Source organism: Facklamia sp. HMSC062C11 (assembly GCF_001810675.1).
Taxonomy (GTDB): Bacteria; Bacillota; Bacilli; order Lactobacillales; family Aerococcaceae; genus Facklamia; species Facklamia hominis.
The window spans coordinates 21,431-39,931 of the sequence record NZ_KV802377.1 but is presented as its reverse complement, the minus strand read 5'-3'; the positions used below and the strand labels follow the sequence as shown (position 1 = coordinate 39,931).

18 protein-coding genes are annotated in these 18,501 nt (G+C 37.0%); 13 read left to right on the top strand and 5 right to left on the bottom strand.

The annotated features are described in order from the left end of the window. Positions 1–45: 45 nt before the first annotated feature. From HMPREF2758_RS01085 to HMPREF2758_RS01075, 3 genes are all read right to left on the bottom strand, one after another. The gene (locus tag HMPREF2758_RS01085; RefSeq protein ID WP_006908371.1) at positions 46–858 is read right to left on the bottom strand and encodes an AraC family transcriptional regulator; all 813 of its coding nucleotides are present in this window, start codon (positions 856–858) and stop codon (positions 46–48) included. A gap of 156 nt (positions 859–1,014) precedes the next feature. Beyond that, positions 1,015–1,377 (bottom strand): ArsR/SmtB family transcription factor, encoded by a 363-nt coding sequence (locus tag HMPREF2758_RS01080; protein WP_231285857.1) that lies wholly within the window; start codon positions 1,375–1,377, stop codon positions 1,015–1,017. 91 nt (positions 1,378–1,468) lie between these two features. Beyond that, the gene (locus HMPREF2758_RS01075; RefSeq protein ID WP_006908369.1) at positions 1,469–2,089 is read right to left on the bottom strand and encodes a hypothetical protein; all 621 of its coding nucleotides are present in this window, start codon (positions 2,087–2,089) and stop codon (positions 1,469–1,471) included. A gap of 127 nt (positions 2,090–2,216) precedes the next feature. Between HMPREF2758_RS01075 and HMPREF2758_RS01070 the strand changes: the two genes are divergently transcribed. Continuing rightward, positions 2,217–2,936, top strand: a complete 720-nt coding sequence (locus tag HMPREF2758_RS01070; RefSeq protein ID WP_006908368.1) for a glucosamine-6-phosphate deaminase — start codon at positions 2,217–2,219, stop codon at positions 2,934–2,936. Positions 2,937–2,949: 13 nt separating this feature from the next. Here the strand turns inward: HMPREF2758_RS01070 and HMPREF2758_RS01065 are convergent, their stop codons facing one another. After that, on the bottom strand, positions 2,950–3,801 hold the full coding sequence (locus tag HMPREF2758_RS01065; protein WP_006908367.1) for a VOC family protein: 852 nt from the start codon (positions 3,799–3,801) through the stop codon (positions 2,950–2,952). 320 nt (positions 3,802–4,121) lie between these two features. On the opposite strand from HMPREF2758_RS01065, the gene HMPREF2758_RS01060 reads away from it, so the two are divergent. The 7 genes from HMPREF2758_RS01060 (at position 4,122) to HMPREF2758_RS01030 (ending at position 11,229) form a co-directional block, all read left to right on the top strand. Then, entirely contained in the window at positions 4,122–4,901 is a 780-nt protein-coding gene (locus HMPREF2758_RS01060) for a hypothetical protein (protein ID WP_006908366.1), read from the top strand. Positions 4,902–4,903: 2 nt separating this feature from the next. Further along, positions 4,904–5,995 carry a D-alanine--D-alanine ligase gene (locus tag HMPREF2758_RS01055; RefSeq protein ID WP_006908365.1) on the top strand — a complete coding sequence of 364 codons (1,092 nt, stop codon included), beginning with the start codon at positions 4,904–4,906 and terminating at the stop codon, positions 5,993–5,995. Positions 5,996–6,005: 10 nt separating this feature from the next. Beyond that, on the top strand, positions 6,006–7,412 hold the full coding sequence (murF, locus tag HMPREF2758_RS01050; RefSeq protein WP_006908364.1) for a UDP-N-acetylmuramoyl-tripeptide--D-alanyl-D-alanine ligase: 1,407 nt from the start codon (positions 6,006–6,008) through the stop codon (positions 7,410–7,412). A gap of 68 nt (positions 7,413–7,480) precedes the next feature. Next, positions 7,481–8,938, top strand: a complete 1,458-nt coding sequence (locus HMPREF2758_RS01045) for a degradosome RNA helicase CshA (RefSeq protein ID WP_006908363.1) — start codon at positions 7,481–7,483, stop codon at positions 8,936–8,938. A 14-nt stretch (positions 8,939–8,952) separates the two neighbouring features. Continuing rightward, positions 8,953–9,348, top strand: a complete 396-nt coding sequence (acpS, locus tag HMPREF2758_RS01040; protein ID WP_006908362.1) for a holo-ACP synthase — start codon at positions 8,953–8,955, stop codon at positions 9,346–9,348. Positions 9,349–9,365: 17 nt separating this feature from the next. Continuing rightward, on the top strand, positions 9,366–10,580 hold the full coding sequence (gene alr, locus HMPREF2758_RS01035; RefSeq protein WP_070608603.1) for an alanine racemase: 1,215 nt from the start codon (positions 9,366–9,368) through the stop codon (positions 10,578–10,580). Positions 10,581–10,593: 13 nt separating this feature from the next. Beyond that, positions 10,594–11,229, top strand: coding sequence for an MBL fold metallo-hydrolase (locus HMPREF2758_RS01030; protein WP_070608601.1), 636 nt, complete (start codon positions 10,594–10,596; stop codon positions 11,227–11,229). Between the two features lie 111 nt (positions 11,230–11,340). Here HMPREF2758_RS01030 and cbpA read toward each other — a convergent pair whose 3' ends face one another. Beyond that, positions 11,341–11,973 carry a cyclic di-AMP binding protein CbpA gene (gene cbpA, locus HMPREF2758_RS01025; RefSeq protein WP_006908359.1) on the bottom strand — a complete coding sequence of 211 codons (633 nt, stop codon included), beginning with the start codon at positions 11,971–11,973 and terminating at the stop codon, positions 11,341–11,343. A gap of 233 nt (positions 11,974–12,206) precedes the next feature. On the opposite strand from cbpA, the gene HMPREF2758_RS01020 reads away from it, so the two are divergent. From HMPREF2758_RS01020 to yycH, 5 genes are all read left to right on the top strand, one after another. Then, a complete protein-coding gene (locus HMPREF2758_RS01020; RefSeq protein ID WP_070608605.1) occupies positions 12,207–13,595 on the top strand; it encodes a hemolysin family protein in 1,389 nt (462 codons plus the stop codon). A gap of 74 nt (positions 13,596–13,669) precedes the next feature. Further along, a complete protein-coding gene (locus HMPREF2758_RS01015; protein ID WP_070608599.1) occupies positions 13,670–14,362 on the top strand; it encodes an O-methyltransferase in 693 nt (230 codons plus the stop codon). A 145-nt stretch (positions 14,363–14,507) separates the two neighbouring features. Continuing rightward, positions 14,508–15,212, top strand: coding sequence for a response regulator YycF (gene yycF, locus HMPREF2758_RS01010; RefSeq protein ID WP_006908356.1), 705 nt, complete (start codon positions 14,508–14,510; stop codon positions 15,210–15,212). A 10-nt stretch (positions 15,213–15,222) separates the two neighbouring features. Then, entirely contained in the window at positions 15,223–17,079 is a 1,857-nt protein-coding gene (gene walK, locus HMPREF2758_RS01005) for a cell wall metabolism sensor histidine kinase WalK (RefSeq protein ID WP_006908355.1), read from the top strand. After that, positions 17,076–18,491 carry a two-component system activity regulator YycH gene (gene yycH / locus HMPREF2758_RS01000; RefSeq protein ID WP_070608597.1) on the top strand — a complete coding sequence of 472 codons (1,416 nt, stop codon included), beginning with the start codon at positions 17,076–17,078 and terminating at the stop codon, positions 18,489–18,491. The genes walK and yycH overlap by 4 nt, the downstream gene beginning before the upstream one ends. Positions 18,492–18,501: the final 10 nt, after the last annotated feature.

Genomic DNA, 18,501 nt, shown 5'->3' with positions numbered 1-18,501 from the left:
GGGTATTTTTGAGACTTGTGTCACAGCCTCTTAATAAGTTTGTTATTAAAAACCAATTCTTGAAAATTTCCGACGATAGGCAGAAGGTGTTAAGCCATTCGCTTCCTTAAAGGTTTTAGAGAAGTGAGAGGCTGAATGAAAGCCAACATAATTGGATATTTCCGCAATATCTGTATCAGTAGAGGTTAATAGACGTTCTGCTTCTGCTAAACGCAGATGTATCAGATAGTCAATCGGTGAAAGACCGGTTTGTTGTTTGAAAAGACGGATGAGGTAATATTTATTAATATCGACTAATTCAGATAGTTCGTCTAAACTGACTTTTCGATTAAAGTTTTGACGAATATGTTCTTTAATTTCTTCAATTTCTTCATGTTTGACTTGGATGGATGAATCTTTAATAGAAAGATTGTGATGACGCAAAATATGCGCAAGAACACACTCTGTTAATTTCCTTAAAATGATGTCTGATCCACGGAAACCATTCTTACTCTCTAATAGAGCAAGGTCGAGATAGTATTTAATCATTTGACCTTCGTCAGCGACAACAAATACGCCATGATCACCTTCAATTTTGGATGACGAGATGAAAACGACACCCGTGATATCTAATTGAATGTATTCGATTTTTCGAATAGGATCAATCGTTACTTGTTGGTTAGGATTAAGAATAATGAGGTCTTTTTTCTTAATATTATCCCGTGTATCATGATGAGAACAAGTAGCGGCTCCTTTAGCCAAATAGAGAATCGTTAAATGATCATGTGAATGAATCGTCTTAGGAGAACCTTCCGAAATCCGATCTAGCTCAATATTTTCCAAACGGATTGATGCTGTATTGATGTTCGAAATATACATGATGTCACTTCCTTGATTATATTTTATGTTGTGTAATACTATATTGATATCATACACTAAATTAAAAAAAATTTGTCAAAAATTAGAATAATAATTGCTTGTTTATTTAAAAAAAATAAAACAGCGCATTACTATGAGAGTGCGCTGTTTTTGTTTTTAGTTTTTATAAGTACCTAGTTGAGCTGCTAATCGAAGGACTTGAATAACCTTAGGATCTTCTAGAAAATACAACACGTGTTTACCTTCTTTTTTAGAGCCAATAAGGTGGTTATTTTTTAAGGCGATGAGATGGTGAGAAGTAGTGGCCACTGAGGCGTTAATTAAACGTGAGATTTCATAGACACAAAGTTTATCGTAATTAGCCAAGAGTTCAATAATTTTGATGCGATTTAAGTCACCTAATAGTTTAAAAATATTCACTTTCTTACAAAGCTGTTTACTTTGTAAGAATTGGTCGACTTTTTCTTGCTCATTTTTTATTTCTTGATCATCGTAGCAAGTATAATTCGTCAAAATCATTCTCCTTTCTATGATTGAGAGTCCTCACCTGTATTAATTCTATGAATATCCTAAGAATTGTCAAATAGCTTAGCAAATATAAATTAAATTGCTAAGAAGGCAGTCTGTCTAAATAAATACCTAAGATAGTTGCTTGTGTGTAACAGGCGATAGGAATTGAAGGGACCAGATCTGGCATGGGATTGAATAAAGAATAGGGGAACACGGTTAAAATATTATGAACGAGTTTAGGGTGATTCATAAGTTTGTTTATAGAGGCCATTATGATTAAACTAGTAGACTTCGGCTTTTGAGCTTTTAAAACTTGAAAGGATCCTGCTTGCGTATTTCCTTTAGAAGTGTTGGGGAATGGTCTCGTTGAGACAGTTTGATCGGATGGTTTTTGTTGTTCGGGTGTTTCATCGACCGTTGCTTCATAAATCGATGAAAAGCGGCTATCCGGCGATAATACCGAGCTTGATTCGTCTTGTGTTTCCTTCGGATCTAGCGTGATTGGGGCGGTGGGTTCTTCGGTAACAACTGAGGAACTTTCGTTGGATTCTTCTATTGAATCCGAATCATCAGCAGGCATTTCAAAATAATTATTAGTATTAGGCTTCTCATTACTTGTTGTGGTTGCGATAATTTTTGTAGGGAAGGCTCCTGTTAAAGAGACAATAACGAGGCCAAGGATAAAAAGAGGAATGAATGATTTTTGGGTTAGATTTGACATATACATCCTCCTCGTGTAAGTTTCTATTTTTGATTTTAACATGTTTTAGGTATAATAAAGTCATTGTTACTAGAATGTTGTTAAATTGTGAAGACTGTCATAAAACGTTTATATAAGGAGAGACGTTATGCATGTAAAAGTATTTAAAACGAAATCAGAAGCTTCAGATTATGCTTTTCAATTGTTAATCAAGCAGAAGGACTTAGGTCCAAGTACTTATGGGCTAGCCACTGGATCCACACCTTTGGGATTGTATCAACTTATGGTGAATTCAGAGTATGATTTTTCGCAAGATCAAGCCATTAATTTGGATGAGTATATTGGTCTTTCTAAAGATCACCCTCAAAGTTATGCATACTTTATGAATCAGTATCTTTTCAGTAAAAAGCCATTTAAGGCGACATATATTCCAAATGGAGTGGCTGAAGAGATTCATCAAGAGTGCTTGAATTATGATCAGATACTTGAACAATGGCCAATTGATCTACAAATATTGGGGTTGGGATCTAACGGACATATAGGGTTCAATGAGCCTGGATCGTCCTTTGATACGAAAACGCATTGTGTTCAATTGACGGAATCGACGATTAAAGACAATCAGCGATTTTTTGAAAACAATGAAAAAGTGCCTAGTCGAGCGATAACTATGGGCATAGACAGCATTCTAAAAGCCAAGCAAATTATTTTGATGGCTTTTGGAGAGAATAAAGCGCATGCGATTCGACAAGCAATTGAACTACCAGCTAGTCCTTTATGTCCAGCATCCTGTTTGCAACAGCATGCTAATACTTTTATTTTGTTGGATGAGGAGGCCGCATCACAATTAAGTGGCGAGTATAATGCTTGAAACGATTCACGAATTAATCCATCCTATTTATTTTAAGTCTAATACCAGCTGGATCAATTAATTCAATGCCTATTTTTTTATTTGTATAAGGGTAGTGAAGCTCATTTAGACGTTGGATAATGGCTGTTATTTCAGTGGGATGGCATTGCCAAACGCAAGATCTAATTCCTTGCGTATTTGTGTGTGGGTGATCTAATTCGAGACCTAGCCAGGTATTTAAAGCTAGATGGTGGTGATAAAGACCGCTAGCTAAGAATTGTGCATGGTGGTTAATTTTTTGTTTAGTGGCTAAGTGAAGAATTGTCTGATAGAAGTGCGCTACTTTGTCGAGTTGTCCTACTTGTAGATGAAAATGGCCAACTTTGGTTTGCCTAGGAAGCTGATAATCGGGGGCTGTTGATGAAACAAGTTGACTAAGTTCGGATAGATCAAGTCGGTTTGTGACTCCTTTAATTTGCCCCTCTTTATTTATATCCCATTGGGATATGGGTAAATCATAATAGAATTCAAGACCATTTCCTTCAGGATCTTGTAAATAGAGTGCTTTGGAATAACCATGATGACTAGCCCCTTGAAGAGGGGTATGATGAGTTTTTAGATACTTGTAGAAGTGGGCTAAGTCGGATTCTTTGGGAAATAGAAAAGCTGTGTGATAAAGGCCGCTTGTTTTATTAACTTTTTTCTGAGCATGAGGGAAAATTTCCAGTAGTATATCCGCGTCACGGTTTCCTAAAGAAAAAATCTTATCTTTTTCTTTTATGAGGGTAAATCCAAGTTGTTCTTGATAATATTGTGCTAAGTGAGTGCTATTTAAAGCATTTAATTGTACTTTTTTAGGTACAATGGGGTAGGTTGTTGTTAACATACTTCCTCCTTTATTCAAATAACTATTATAATGATACTCTTGAAAGAAATGAATGTAAATAAAATTGCTCTCCTAGATAGCTAAAATCTAGTTCACAAGGTCATTTATTTAACTTATAATGAGAATAGTTGGAGGAAAAGGCTCTTGAAGCTTAATTTTTTTTTAGTTAAAGAGCCATACTCTACGAGATGTGATAGAAATTTAGTACAAATTTATGGAATAGAGACAAATATTTTTAATTTGTCATAGTTTTGTTCTGTTTAATCTTGAAAGAAAAGCCTATAATAAGACTATTCTGTAAATTGAAGGGGGGTAGAAAATTGAGTCGCTTGAATGTATATGTTCATTATGACTCGGTCACAAATCATTTTATGACACGAGGGGTTCGTCTAAATACAATCGATTTTTTAAAGCCTTATATGCCTCAAAACATTATTTTAGCGGACGAGCAGGAAGAATTTGGCCGGTTTGATATACATACGAACTTCAAGATTTTAAAAGGACAAACGATGGTGGCGGATTATTTTGATATATGTTTTAAAGAAAAACGTCGGATGTCCAATTGGATTGATTTTGACAGTGTTGAAATGATGCACCAGTTAACACCCATCGAGATTTCAGAAATTCTTTATCTGTTTCATGCGACAAAAGCACTGCGCTCTCCCTTTTTTTATAAGTTACAAAATAATTTCGTGTATCTGAATATGCCTAATGGATTAACAAAAACATATTATCGACACATGACTCAATTTTACCCACGTTTTCAACGGTCGATAACAGGGCATATGCAGGAAATATTGAATGAACGCGTAAGTTGGTTTAACCGAAGAAAAATTCAAGTGGAGCGACTGCCTCAAAAGCAAGTGGAACGATTAAGTCCATTATTTTTAAATGGGATAAAGTTTGATTTTAATCAAGCATACGAAAGTCAAGATAGCTGGCATATTCCTTTGTTTGTTATTGAAGATGAATTAACCCAGCTAACGAGAGATCTGCCAATTTCGAAAGCGGTGGCGGATTTAGCTTATTGTCAATCTAAACAAAGTTGGACATTAGAATTGTATTTGTCTAATGAAAGTGAGAGTTTGGAGGAAATTTAATAATGAAAATTATATTACTTTATGGAGGTCAAAGTGCAGAACACGAAATTTCCTTAATTTCTGCACACAATGTGGCCCAAGTCCTAATGTATTCAATTTATGAAGTATATCCTGTCTTTATTACTAAATCGGGTCAATGGATTAAAGGACCACGTATGGAGACACCTTCTCTAGGCGATCAACAGCTTATTCTTGAAGCGAGTGATACATTAAGCTGGTCCTTAGAAAACACGCCGTCAAAAGGAATTGCGATTAAACCTGGGGATATTCAATCTGAAGAAGCAGTTGTTTTTCCGATTTTACATGGTCCCAATGGAGAAGATGGAACTATTCAGGGCTTTTTGGAAATTTTAGATATGCCTTATGTCGGTGCAGGTATTACAGCTTCAGCTAATGGGATGGATAAGATCATTTCTAAGGCTCTATTTACTCAAGCAGGTATTCCTCAGGTACCTTATGTTGCTTTTACTGCCCACGAATGGGAAGAACAAAAGGAGAGTTTGATGCAAAAGATTGAAGGTTCGCTTTTGTATCCTCTCTTTGTAAAACCAGCGAATATGGGATCTAGTGTTGGGATCTCATGTGTTCATGACTCGCCAGAATTGATTGCGGCCGTCGCCACGGCTTTAAGATTTGATCGTCGGATTATTGTTGAACAAGGGATTCAAGCACAAGAGTGTGAGGTGGCAGTGCTTGGGAATGACGATGTTCATGTCTCAGTAGTTGGGCACTTAGTTAAAGACAAGTCTTTCTATGATTATTCCGAAAAATATCTTAATAATTCGGTACAAATGGAAATTCCGGCTAATTTAAGCGAAGCGGTTGTTGAGAAGATTCAGGACTATGCTAAAAAGGCTTACTTAGCTATCGATGGGTCAGGCCTATCTCGGGTTGATTTTTTTGTGACGACGAATGAAGACGTATATATTAATGAGGTAAATACCATGCCCGGCTTTACCCAATTCTCTATGTATCCGAGTCTTTGGGCCGCTACAGGATTGGAATACCGTGATTTAGTAGAAGAGCTGATCCAACTAGCCTTATCTCGCCATGAAAATAAAAAGCAGTTGGAAATAACGCAAGTGGAACATTAGGAGTTCAATTATGAATAAATTGACAATAGATGACTTATTAAAAGCTGTAGATTATCAATCATATAGCTTGGTTGAAGGATTAGATCAAGAAATTGAGTCCGTTGAATTTGATTCACGGAAAATAATAGCTAAGAGTCTCTTTGTGCCACTGGTGGGTGGCAGTCGTGATGGACATGAGTATGTTCAGATGGCCATAGAAAATGGCGCTAATGTTTGTTTTTGGTCAAATTCTGAAGAAACAGCACCTAAGGGTAGAATTCATGTGATTTATGTCAAAGATACCTTGAAGGCCATGCAAGAATTGGCGAGTTATTATCGTCAATTAGTAGATCCAATTGTGATTGCGATTACCGGCTCAAATGGGAAAACTACTTCTAAAGATATGACGGCAATGAGTTTAACGTCTAAGTATCAGGTATATAAGACTCAAGGAAACTATAATAATGAAATCGGAATGCCATATACGATTCTACAGATGCCATCTTCAACCCAGGTCTTAGTATTAGAAATGGGGATGAATCATTTTGGTGAGATTCATCGTTTGTCATGTATTGCTCAAATTGATGTGGCGATAATTACCTTAATAGGGGAAAGCCATATTGAATATCTAGGGAGCCGTCAAGGTATTGCACAAGCTAAGATGGAGATTTTAGATGGTTTGAAAGATGGAGGCATTTTTCTATATCCACAAAATGAGCCTCTCATCGCAAATTTGTTGGAAAAACAAACTAGAAAACTAAAATCATATACTTTTGGTATGGATTCTCAAGCGGATTTCTATGCTTTTGATATCGAAGAAGATTATGATCGAACATATTTTAAGACGAATATTGATGGCAATGTCTTATGTACAATCCCAGTGATGGGGTCCTATAATGTCACTAATGCTTTAATCGCTTTAGCGGTGTCAAAACTGTTGGATGTTCCTACGGAACAAGCTATTTTCCAATTGTCTCAATTTAAATTGACAGCCAATCGTTTACAATGGCTTAAAGGCAAAACAGGGGCAAAAATACTGAATGATGCTTATAATGCGAGTCCAACGTCGATGAGAGCAGTACTTGCCTCTCTGTCTAATATAAACCGAGAAGAATCAGGACGTAAAATTGTTGTTTTAGGAGATATCTTAGAGCTAGGAGATAAGAGCCGCGACTATCACCGACAATTAGCTACTGGTTTAGATCCTGAGAGTATTGATAAAGTTTATCTTTTTGGCCATGAAATGGCTGCTCTTTATGAGGTTTTGACTTCAAAATTTGATGAAGAGAATATCTATTACGAAGCAAACTCTCATCAGAAATTGATTACGGCTTTAGAGCAAGAAGTTAGACCAAATGATATTGTTCTATTGAAGTCAAGCTTTAGTGTAGATTTACTGCAAGTTGTTACCGCCTTGACAGGAATTGAAACACATTAAATAAAGATGAATACATGCTCATTGAAGGGTGTGTTTGAAAATTAAAAAAACGAAACTAGGAGAATTTATTGAAATTTACTGATTTAAACTTAAAAAATGAATTATTAACAAGCTTAGACGAATTAGGTTTTGAAGAACCCACGCCCATTCAACAACAGGGGATTCCAATTGCATTAAGTGGGAAGGACTTGATCGGACAGGCGCAAACAGGAACGGGAAAGACAGCTGCCTTTGGTCTGCCCTTATTGAATAAAATTGATCCAAAGAATACAAATGTCCAAGCTTTGATTGTTGCCCCCACGCGAGAATTAGCGATTCAAGTGCAAGAAGAATTATATCGCTTATCAAAAGTTTTAAAAACAAATGTCTATGTGGTATACGGTGGAGCACCAATTGACAAGCAGATTAAACGATTGCGATCACAAAAAGTGCAAGTTCTCGTAGGAACGCCGGGACGGTTGTTGGATTTACTTAAGCGTAATGTGCTTAAGTTAAATGCAGTCCAAACACTTGTGTTGGATGAAGCTGATGAGATGCTAAATATGGGATTCATTGAGGATATCAAGGCTATTATTCAGCAAGCACCTGAAACTAGACAGACTTTACTTTTCTCAGCAACGATGCCAAAAGCAATTAAAGAGTTGGCTGGCCAGTTTCTAATCAATGCTGAGCATATAAAAATTAAAGCACAATATTTGACGACGGATCTAATTGAACAGTATTATACACGCTGCCGTGATGATGAAAAATTTGATATTTTAACGCGTTTTATAGATGTGCAGAACCCTAAGCAGGCAATTGTCTTCTGTCGTACGAAAAAGCGAGTTGATGAAGTGGGTCGAGGATTAAATTTACGCGGTTATAATGCGGAATTAATTCATGGAGATATTACTCAACAAAAGCGTACTTCTGTGATTGATGCTTTTCGAAAAGGGGAAGTAGAACTACTTGTAGCTACCGATGTTGCGGCTAGAGGGTTGGATATTTCTGGTGTGACTCATGTGTATAATTATGATATTACTCAAGATCCTGAGTCCTATGTTCATCGCGTGGGGCGGACAGGGCGTGCAGGCAATGAAGGAATGTCACTGACCTTTGTTCAAGGAAATGAGCTAGGTTACTTAGCGACTATTGAGAAATTAATCGGCAAACAAATGCTTCCTCTAAAACCACCTACACAAAGCGAGGTTAGACGGGGTCAAGTTCAGCAAGTGATAGATGACGTTAATGATATTTTGGAAAAAGGTAATGTAGATGAGTTCCGTCAAGTTGCTAAGTTACTGTTAAACCATTATCAAAGTAATGATTTGGTTTCGGCTTTGTTAAGCCAACTCTTAGTAGAAAATAGTCATATTGAAGTTGAAATTTCACCGCAAAGGCCCTTACCAAATGTTCGTCGGTTTTCGAATCATAAGAACGCTAGTAAAAATGCGACTTCTAAACGTTCACACCGTTCTAACAATAAAAATCGCGGTCATTCTAAAAAGAGAAACCATAAAAATTTTGTCATGAAGAAAAGTAAGTAATAAGGAGAGCTAGAATGGAGATTGGCATTGATTTAGTAGAGTTACACCGTATTGAGGCGATTTTAAAGCGCAAACCACGCTTTGCTCAACGTGTTCTAACTCCTAAAGAGTTGGCTTATTTCCAGGAGTTGTCTTTAGAACGAAAAATTGAATTTTTAGCAGGCCGCTTTGCTGTGAAAGAAGCATATAGTAAAGCGATTGGTTATGGTCTTGGCCGATTGACTTTTCAAATGATTGAATGCTTACCTTCTCAGTTCGGGAAACCCTTGATTACTCAAGGACCAATTATCCAAGAAACGAGTGTTTCTATTAGCCACACTAAAACCATGGTTCAAGCGAGTGTTTTAATTGCGTTAAGCCAGGACCAGATTGATCAAAAATTAGCGATTTTTTTTGACCAGTTAATTTAGAAAGAAGGATCTTATTTATGAAAACTGCTAGTGAACATCGTCCCACTCAAGCGATCGTTAATTTGAAGGCGATTCGTTCGAACCTAAAGCATTATAAAGCTAAAATGGCTCCTAACCAAGGATTGTATGCTGTGGTAAAGGCGGATGCTTACGGACATGGGGCTGTAGCGGTCGCTCAAACAGTACGGCAAGAAGGCGTTGACGGACTTTGTGTAGCAACTGTTGACGAAGCCATCCAGCTAAGAAAGGCAGGGATTGAAGATCTGCCTATTTTGGTGTTGGGACTTACTTCACCTTATGGTATTGCTGAGATTATTCTTTATGATATTACGGTTACTGTTTCCAATATAGCTTTCTTTGAAATTGCGCAAGACCAACTTAATGAAACACCAAATGGAGCAGAGCTGATGGCTAAGGGATTAACCTTTCATTTAGCTTTAGATACCGGAATGTCTCGAATCGGATTAAAGACGAGACAAGAAATAGCTGATTTTAACCAAGCGATTAAGGCTTATTCCTGGGCTCATTGGCAGGGAGTTTTTACGCATTTTTCTACTGCTGCTGAAGGTGATAATCCTTACCTTGAAAAACAATGGGCAAAATGGCAATATTTAACTGACTATTTGCCAGAAAGTGTTACCCAACGTCATTTTGCAAATTCGGCTATGGGGCTTCATCCTAAATACGGTCCACTTTCGGATATTGTACGATTAGGGATTTGTTTATATGGTCTTTATCCAGATGATTTTGTACCATTAAATTGGCAAAATAGCCACCAACTTAAGCAGGTAGGTATGGATTCCGTATTAAATCAAATGGTCAAAAGTCCACTAGAGCTTGAATTAATGCCTGCCTTGAGCTTAGTTACTGAGATTGTTTATACTAAACAGATTGAAGCAGGTGAATGTATCTCCTACGGTGCCACCTATAAAGCTGAAGGAGCAGAGTGGATCGCAACGTTACCGATTGGTTATGCAGATGGTTGGTTAAGAGCTTATCATGATGTTCAAGTTTTATGCCAAGGTCACATATGCCCGGTTTTGGGTGTGATTAATATGGATCAGATGATGGTTCGCTTACCAGAGTATTTTCCGATTGGAACTCAGGTGACCTTAATTGGTCAGGATCAAGGATTATTTAATCATCCATCTTTAGTCGCTCAAGAGTCAGGTACGATCGGTTATGAAATAACCTGTAATTTGAGTCAGCGTGTTCCTCGAGTTTACTTATAAAGGAGCTTATAAAATGTTACAAGTAGCTAGTCAAACAGTCGGAATCTTGGAGGAGAATACCTATATCGTCTATCGACCGGATAAACAAGCGATCTTGTTTGATCCAGGAGCGAATCCAGATCGTTTATTAAAATGGATTAAAGACAATGAATGGCAGGTTCAAGCAATATTTTTAACTCATTGTCATTATGATCATATTGGTGCTTTAGATGCAGTTCGAAAAGACCTGAATGTTGCCGTTTATGCGAGTGTGATAGAAAAAGAATACTTTCAAGATCCAGTTTTGAACCTTTCTGCGACTGGCCCCTATGAAGTGATTTGTCAACCAGCAGACTATTACTGGGAACATTTAGGAAAACAGAATGTAGGCGATTTTGATTTTGAAATTCGCCCTGTTCCTGGGCATAGTCCTGGTTCTTTAATGTATTATTTTGATGCGGATCAATTGGCTATTTCGGGAGATGTTTTATTTAAGAATTCAGTGGGACGTACTGATTTGCTTGGTTCGAATCCGTTTGATTTGCAAAAGTCATTAAAAGACCAAGTGATGACTTTACCTAATGAGGTCATGATTTGTCCAGGACATGGACCTGTGACTACATTGGGTTTGGAGAAGGAGACAAACCCTTTCTTGACAACATTCATTTAATTGTTATGTGATATTAAAAAGGAGGCTGTGATCATGAATCACAGCCTCCTTTTTTAGTTTAATGACTAAAGAAGCTTAAATAATTGAAATGTTTTTTAAAATAGTCATTTTTTAGACTTGCCAGTAATTAAAAGGAAATTTTCTACGGGTTAAAGCTCGTAAGAGAGATTGGAAATTAAGAATATTAATATCCTTGGGTAGTTGATAAAGTATAGCAGAGTGACTGATATACTCATTTCGATTGAGGGTCATCACGGATAAAAAGCCGCAATGACGGTTAATAATTCTGGAAATTTTAGCCAAATCTCCTTTTTTACCCAAGCTTTCGACGCAGAGGATGATTCCTGCTTCTTCAAGGATCCAAGCTTGGTGAAAATAATTAATCAGATGGTTATGTGGCACAACTCCTAGGAAGGAGTTATCTGGGCTGAGTACAGCAATGAAGGGTAGGTCTTTAATATTAAAGAATAATTCAAGTAAAGATTGATTGACCTTCACGATCTTACTGGTGTTCTTTAGGAAATGGGTTACTTGCATTTTTTCAAGATCTGCATGAGGGTGGTGGTACATGTATTGATAGATATGGTATCGGTAGATATTACCACGATAGAGCGTTTGACTTTGATCGAGTACAGGAGCGCATCTTAGGGATTCTTTTTCAAGCAGGTTAAGTGCTTGTTGACAGTTGCAGGATTCAGAAAATGTTATCAGTTGATTCTTGGGGACCATTAAGGATTCGATCATTTAATACCTCCTATTCTAACAATGATTTTATTTGTAGCCGCTTTTATCTCTCATTATTTTAGCATATCTTAAAAATTCTGCAATCACTTTGTACTTATGTTTTATTAGAGGTTAAATATATTAGTAATAAATGGGATTTTATAAAAACTATTGCTTTTTATTTTACATTTTCATATGATAGTATTAATAATTAGCGTACTATTTTGTTAGATAAAGGAGAAATGAAAAATTTTATGGACTCCCCTGGGAATTCGATAACTGGTCAACTTGTTATTATCATTATTTTAACAACGATTAATGCTTTTTTTGCTGCGGCAGAAATTGCCTTTGTTTCGATTAATCAGTCAAAAATGCGGACATTAGCTGAAGAAGATAATAATCCTCGTGCTCAACGGGTTTTACGACTTATCGACAAGGCGGATGATTTTTTGGCGACCATCCAGGTTGCTATTACTTTCGCTGGTTTTCTATCTTCTGCATCCGCGGCTACAAGTTTTGCAACTTATATCGAGCATTGGTTACCAACTTTTCCGGGATCTAATACCTTGGCAATTGTCTGTGTGACATTGATCTTATCTTACCTTTCATTGGTGTTTGGTGAGTTATATCCTAAACAGATTGCTTTGCAAATGCCAGAGCAAACGGCAATGGCGACGTCTTGGTTGGTTGAAAAAGTACAGTTACTTTTTAAGCCATTTGTCAGTTTTCTGTCCTTATCAACAGGTTTATTAAAAAAGCTTACACCCATTAATTTTTCTGAACAAACGAAAAAATTTACTCGTGAAGAAATGGTAGCAATTTTAACTCAAAGCCAGGCTCAAGGTGCAATTGACCTAGCAGAATACGCAATGTTGGAGGGGGTATTATCACTTGATTCTAAATTGGCCCGTGAAGTGATGGTACCACGCACTGATACCGAAATGTTGGATATCGAAGATGAGTATGAGGATATTCTGGAGGAAATCTTACAAAGCCCTTATTCTCGCTTGCCTATTTATCGTGAGGATAAAGATAATGTCATTGGAGTCATCCATGTTAAGCAATTGCTAAAGGCTGCTAGGCAGGACGGTTTTGATCATATTGATTTTTTAGAGATTGCTAATGAACCCTTGTTTGTACCATCTACCGTATATATTGATGATTTATTGTTAGAATTTCGACAAGAGGAGACACATCTTGCAATTTTACGGGATGAGTATGGCGGGGTCGAAGGGATTGTAACACTTGAGGATTTGATCGAGGAAATTGTTGGTGATATCAATGATGAGACGGACGTTACAGCAGTTCAGGTTCGTAAGATTGATGATAACAACTATTATATTAATGGTACTTTGAGTCTGGAAAAATTTAATCATCTATTTGAGGAAGATCTTGATTCTGAAGATGTTGAAACGATCGCCGGTCTTTTGATACAGGTGATGGGGTATGTACCGGATGATGACGAGCGAGCATCGGTTCGAATTAATGATTATGTTTTAACGACATCAAATGTGGAGAATGGCCGAGTAAGAGGAATTCATGTCAGCCATGATCCTAACTATCAATTAGAGACTAATTATAGCTTGCGTGAGTTTGAAAAAGAGAATGATCGACGTGAGAATGATTATGATTTAGATAACTAATTATTTAGGTTAAGCTAGTGTTTTCTTAAGGCTGAATTACTTGTGTCAGCCTTATTTTTTATGAGGAGGAAGCCATGTTAAATGAAATGATGCATCGACCTGTGGTGATGGAAAAAGTATTGAATTATTTAAGAGAGAATCAAAGAGCTTTTACGGGAGGAGTCAAAGAAATCGAAGATTTTGCTCGACAAGCCGGGATACCCATTATTCCTCATGAGACAGCGAAATTTATCGATTTTCTTTGTGCAGCGCGGCAACCTCAATCAATTTTAGAGATTGGAACAGCTATTGGATTTTCGGCAAGTTTGATGGCTCAACATTTACAAGATGGTGGTCATCTAACTACGATTGATCGTTATCCATTAATGTATGAACGGGCTAAGAAGAATTTTGAGAAAAATGGACTCAAACAAAAAATTACCTTGTTAGAAGGGGACGCAGCTGACATTCTTCCTAATTTAGAGGGACCCTTTGATTTAATTTTTATGGATTCAGCTAAAGCTAAATATGTCGAATTTTTACCTTATTGTATGAATTTACTGGATATGGGCGGAATCCTGTTAATCGATGATGTTTTTCAAGGGGGAACGGTGTTTGATGCGGAAGAGACGGTTCCGCGCAAGGTTCGAAAGATTCATCGGGGCTTAAATAATTTATTGGACTTGGTTTTAAATGCTAAAAACCATCGATCGTGTTTATTGCCCTTGGGAGATGGGCTTCTAATGATTCGAAAAGAGTCGGCAACTAATCAGTTTATTCCAAATTAGATTTTGTAGAATTTTGACTATTAGCTTAGTATCGGTATAATAGTATTATTAGAGAATCGTTGTGTAATAAGGATTTATACTGAATATATGAAGTTTTGCTTTTTAATCGATCCCCGTGTATAGGGGCAACAAAGGAGAGAGCAATATGAAGCGAATTTTGGTTGTAGATGATGAAAAACCAATTTCTGATATTATTTCTTTTAATCTAAAAAATGAAGGTTTTGATGTTGAAACAGCTTTTGATGGCGAAGAAGCCTTGGAAAAATTTACTAAAGTAGGACCAGATTTAATTATATTAGATTTAATGCTACCAAAAATTGAAGGGTTAGAAGTATGTCGTGAAATTCGAAAAACATCCTCTGTACCTATTATTATGCTGACGGCCAAAGATTCTGAAATCGATAAGGTGTTGGGCTTAGAGTTGGGAGCAGATGACTATGTCACTAAACCCTTCTCTAATCGTGAATTAATAGCACGCGTCAAAGCCAATCTTCGAAGAAATACAGTACAGGAAGAAGAAAATAGCTTGGATCAAAACCGCGATATTGAAGTCGGTGATATTGTTATTCATCAGGATGCTTATACGGTGTCTAAACGAGGCGAAGAGATTGATTTGACACATCGTGAGTTTGAATTGCTGAGCTATCTAGCTAAACATGTTGGGCAAGTCATGACTCGCGAACATTTATTAGAGACTGTATGGGGATATGATTATTTTGGCGATGTTCGAACGGTGGATGTAACTATTCGTCGCTTAAGAGAAAAAGTGGAAGATACACCTGGTCACCCTGGTTATATAATTACCCGTCGTGGAGTGGGATATTTTCTAAAGAATCCAGATCAAGAATAGGGGATCTTCTATGAAGCGATCTTTTTCAGCTTTACAATCGATTTATGTTAAGATTCCATTCTTATTTGTGGTTATTTTATTCATTGTTTTTCAATTTATTTCCATCTATTTTATTGAACAATTGGAAACTCAAACGGTTGCTACAATGAAAGAACAAATAAATACTCAGGTAGATTTCCTTTCTTCGAATGTTGTACCTATCCTACAAACCGAAGATCTCTCTACAGGTCAAAAAAACCAGCGCTTGAATCAGGCGCTGGATTCTTTCAATTCAACTTACCCTACAAAAATTCAGATCATCAATTCGCAAGATTATCTTTTAGCTAGTAATGACTTAGCAGAAAGAGTCGCTGTTGGAACACGAACGAATGATGAAATGGTTAGAAATGTCCTGATTAACCGTCGGTCAATTGAGGATGATCAATTTATTAGTTTACATCGACCTTATACCTTGGTAAAACCACTGTTGTCGAAGGACGACGGAGAGGGGCGTTTACTAGGGGTAATTTATGTGCAAGCAGAGATGGATCGTCTTAATGAGCAACGACAAGATATTACAGAGCTCTTTTTAAGGGCTATTTTAATTGCGATTGTAGCTGGCTTTGTCTTGTCCTTTGTACTTTCCCAGGGGATTACAACTCCCATTGAAAATATGCGTCAGCAAGCGGTGAGAATTTCTGAAGGAGTATATGACTTTCCAGCTCAAGTTTATGGACAGGATGAACTTGGTGAATTAGCTATGACCATTAATGAGTTAGCCGTCCGTGTACGTGATGGTCAAGAGTCTATTGAATCTGAAAAACAACGCTTAGATGGGGTTTTACGTCATATGACGGATGGTGTGATTGGAACGGATCGACGAGGGAATATATTATTGGTAAATGAACGGGCTTTGCGTTTGTTGAATTTGTATCAAAATGAAGCTATCGGTCAACCGATTTTAAAGATTCTCGGTATCGATCAGGACTATAAATTGACACAATTCTTAAAAAAAGATCATGAAGTACTAGTATATAAGACTATCGAAGAACAGACTTCAATTTTAAAATGCGAATTTTCCATTATTCGTCGTGAAACGGGATTTGTGACAGGGTTAGTTTGTGTAGTTCAAGATGTTACGGAACAAGAGAAGAACGAGCAAGAGCGCCGTGACTTTGTTTCGAATGTTTCCCATGAATTGCGGACTCCATTGACATCGATCAAGTCTTATTCAGAAGCATTAGTGGATGGGGCTTGGAAAGATGCTACCATTGCACCGGAGTTTTTAGAAGTGATTCAGTCTGAGAGTAATCGTATGATTCGAATGATTGGAAACTTATTGGATCTGTCGAAGATGGATGGCGGACAGATCAAGTTGAATTATGAATTTGTCGATTTGAAGCCCTTGCTCAACTATATTCTTGACCGAGTAGAGTTTACACTTGACAGTGCTCCCCAAAAGAATAAGTATCAGATTGTTCGGCAATTTACGCCTAAACAGATCTATGTAGAAATCGATCAAGATCGAATCACCCAAGTGGTTGATAATCTTATGAACAATGCCATGAAATATTCGCCAGAAGGGGGAAAAATTACTGTTACACTCGCAGATGATCGGGATTTTGTCATCTTAAGTGTCACTGATCAGGGAATGGGGATTGCACAGAAGGACCTACCGTATGTGTTTGATCGCTTCTATCGAGTAGATAAAGCTCGATCGCGCCAACAAGGCGGAACAGGTCTTGGGTTAGCAATTTCCAAGGAGGTTATCGAACTGCATGGTGGCCGCATCTGGGTTGAGAGTGAAGAGAATAAAGGATCAACTTTCTCATTTGCACTTCCCTATAATGATATAACGATCGATGATGATTGGGAGGATATGGTATGAAAAACAAATCCTGGATTAGTTTCTTTCTAGTTATATGCTTTATTCTCAATTTATTATTAACCTATTTACTTATTGATGCGAGAGCTCTTTACAATTTGTATCAACAATTTACCAACATTGATCAGCAAACCAAGCTTATTGATGAAAATCATCCGTCGGAAACAAACTATTATCGTACAGTAGAGCCGACCATGGATCAGGTATTGGCCCCTTGTCAGATTATAGTCAACCAAGAAGGTCAACTATACTGGTTGCCACAACATATATTAGAAGAGCTATTAAAAGATGTTTTCAATCAACCCTTTATGGAAATTACTCAAAAGCAAGCTCGAATTGATGCAATTGAGTTGAACGAACATTTGAGTAAAAATCATGTTCAATTTATCTTTCCAAACAAAATGCCGTTAGCCTTTTTTGCAAAGTGGGTTAAAATCCCTATAGACACCAACCACCAATTTGCTATCAATCGGATTGTTTTGAGTCGTGATAAAGACCATAAGGTATATTTAGTCGATTCAATTAATAAGGCTTATCTGGAAGGCAAATATGATCCTCAAAAAATGAGCGATGAATTTTTAGGGCGCGTCGACAAGACTTTAGATCAAGCGGTTATGGTTGACGAATACGCAATTAATCGTGATAGTGTTTATTTACCTAAACAGCATTTAACCTCTCCTAGTCAGGTTTATACATTGGAGAAAATTCCAGAAAATTTATTCATTAACCCAGTGTTTAAGGGAGAGAACTTTGACATTACCGAATCTCAAGAAGAGCATACGCGTTTATACCATAATTACAATAAAAACTTGATGATTGATGACAAGACCAATATTCTGATTATGTCTCAAAATGAGAATTATAATAATCAAATGACTCAAAAAGATTTGTATGATATTAATTTGGAAACAAAATTAAAAGAGAGTTTAAAGGTTTTGAAGAATTTTGAGTATTGGCGGCAAGGGTTACGTGTTTTTAGTGAAAATCAACATCAAATTGTATATCGACGTTATCTAGGAGGGTTGCCTATTTTCCCTCAAGGAGATCACGTGGATTACGGAGCAGTAAAAATCTCGTTAACAAATCATGTGAAGCGAATTAGTTTAAATCAACTTCAATTGCCTATATTAACTTTAGGAGTAAATGTGGATGACCAATCTCGACCGGTCGATATAGAAACTGGTGCGGAAATCCAGGCGCTTTTAGATAAAGCGGGATTAAAGTTTTCACAGTTTAATCAAGTAGTATTGGGCTTTGAATGGCAAGCGAATATGGAAAATTTCAAAAAGGTTGAGTTGGTTCCGAAATGGTTTTTTATCGTTGGAAATAGGGTCTATTCGATTGATCAAATTAAAAATGGCTTTGTTCGTGAGGATTTAGCTAAAAAACCGAGTGAGACAGATTCGGTAAACTGAATTGAAAGGA

Coding starts and splice junctions, on each gene's coding strand:
- cbpA (WP_006908359.1), bottom strand. CDS start 11,973: ATGATCGAATCCTTAATGGTCCCCAAGAATCAACTGATAACATTTTCT.
- walK (WP_006908355.1), top strand. CDS start 15,223: ATGAAGCGATCTTTTTCAGCTTTACAATCGATTTATGTTAAGATTCCA.
- HMPREF2758_RS01085 (WP_006908371.1), bottom strand. CDS start 858: ATGTATATTTCGAACATCAATACAGCATCAATCCGTTTGGAAAATATT.
- HMPREF2758_RS01070 (WP_006908368.1), top strand. CDS start 2,217: ATGCATGTAAAAGTATTTAAAACGAAATCAGAAGCTTCAGATTATGCT.
- HMPREF2758_RS01080 (WP_231285857.1), bottom strand. CDS start 1,377: ATGATTTTGACGAATTATACTTGCTACGATGATCAAGAAATAAAAAAT.
- HMPREF2758_RS01020 (WP_070608605.1), top strand. CDS start 12,207: ATGGACTCCCCTGGGAATTCGATAACTGGTCAACTTGTTATTATCATT.
- murF (WP_006908364.1), top strand. CDS start 6,006: ATGAATAAATTGACAATAGATGACTTATTAAAAGCTGTAGATTATCAA.
- HMPREF2758_RS01075 (WP_006908369.1), bottom strand. CDS start 2,089: ATGTCAAATCTAACCCAAAAATCATTCATTCCTCTTTTTATCCTTGGC.
- HMPREF2758_RS01030 (WP_070608601.1), top strand. CDS start 10,594: ATGTTACAAGTAGCTAGTCAAACAGTCGGAATCTTGGAGGAGAATACC.
- HMPREF2758_RS01055 (WP_006908365.1), top strand. CDS start 4,904: ATGAAAATTATATTACTTTATGGAGGTCAAAGTGCAGAACACGAAATT.
- acpS (WP_006908362.1), top strand. CDS start 8,953: ATGGAGATTGGCATTGATTTAGTAGAGTTACACCGTATTGAGGCGATT.
- HMPREF2758_RS01065 (WP_006908367.1), bottom strand. CDS start 3,801: ATGTTAACAACAACCTACCCCATTGTACCTAAAAAAGTACAATTAAAT.
- HMPREF2758_RS01015 (WP_070608599.1), top strand. CDS start 13,670: ATGTTAAATGAAATGATGCATCGACCTGTGGTGATGGAAAAAGTATTG.
- yycF (WP_006908356.1), top strand. CDS start 14,508: ATGAAGCGAATTTTGGTTGTAGATGATGAAAAACCAATTTCTGATATT.
- yycH (WP_070608597.1), top strand. CDS start 17,076: ATGAAAAACAAATCCTGGATTAGTTTCTTTCTAGTTATATGCTTTATT.
- alr (WP_070608603.1), top strand. CDS start 9,366: ATGAAAACTGCTAGTGAACATCGTCCCACTCAAGCGATCGTTAATTTG.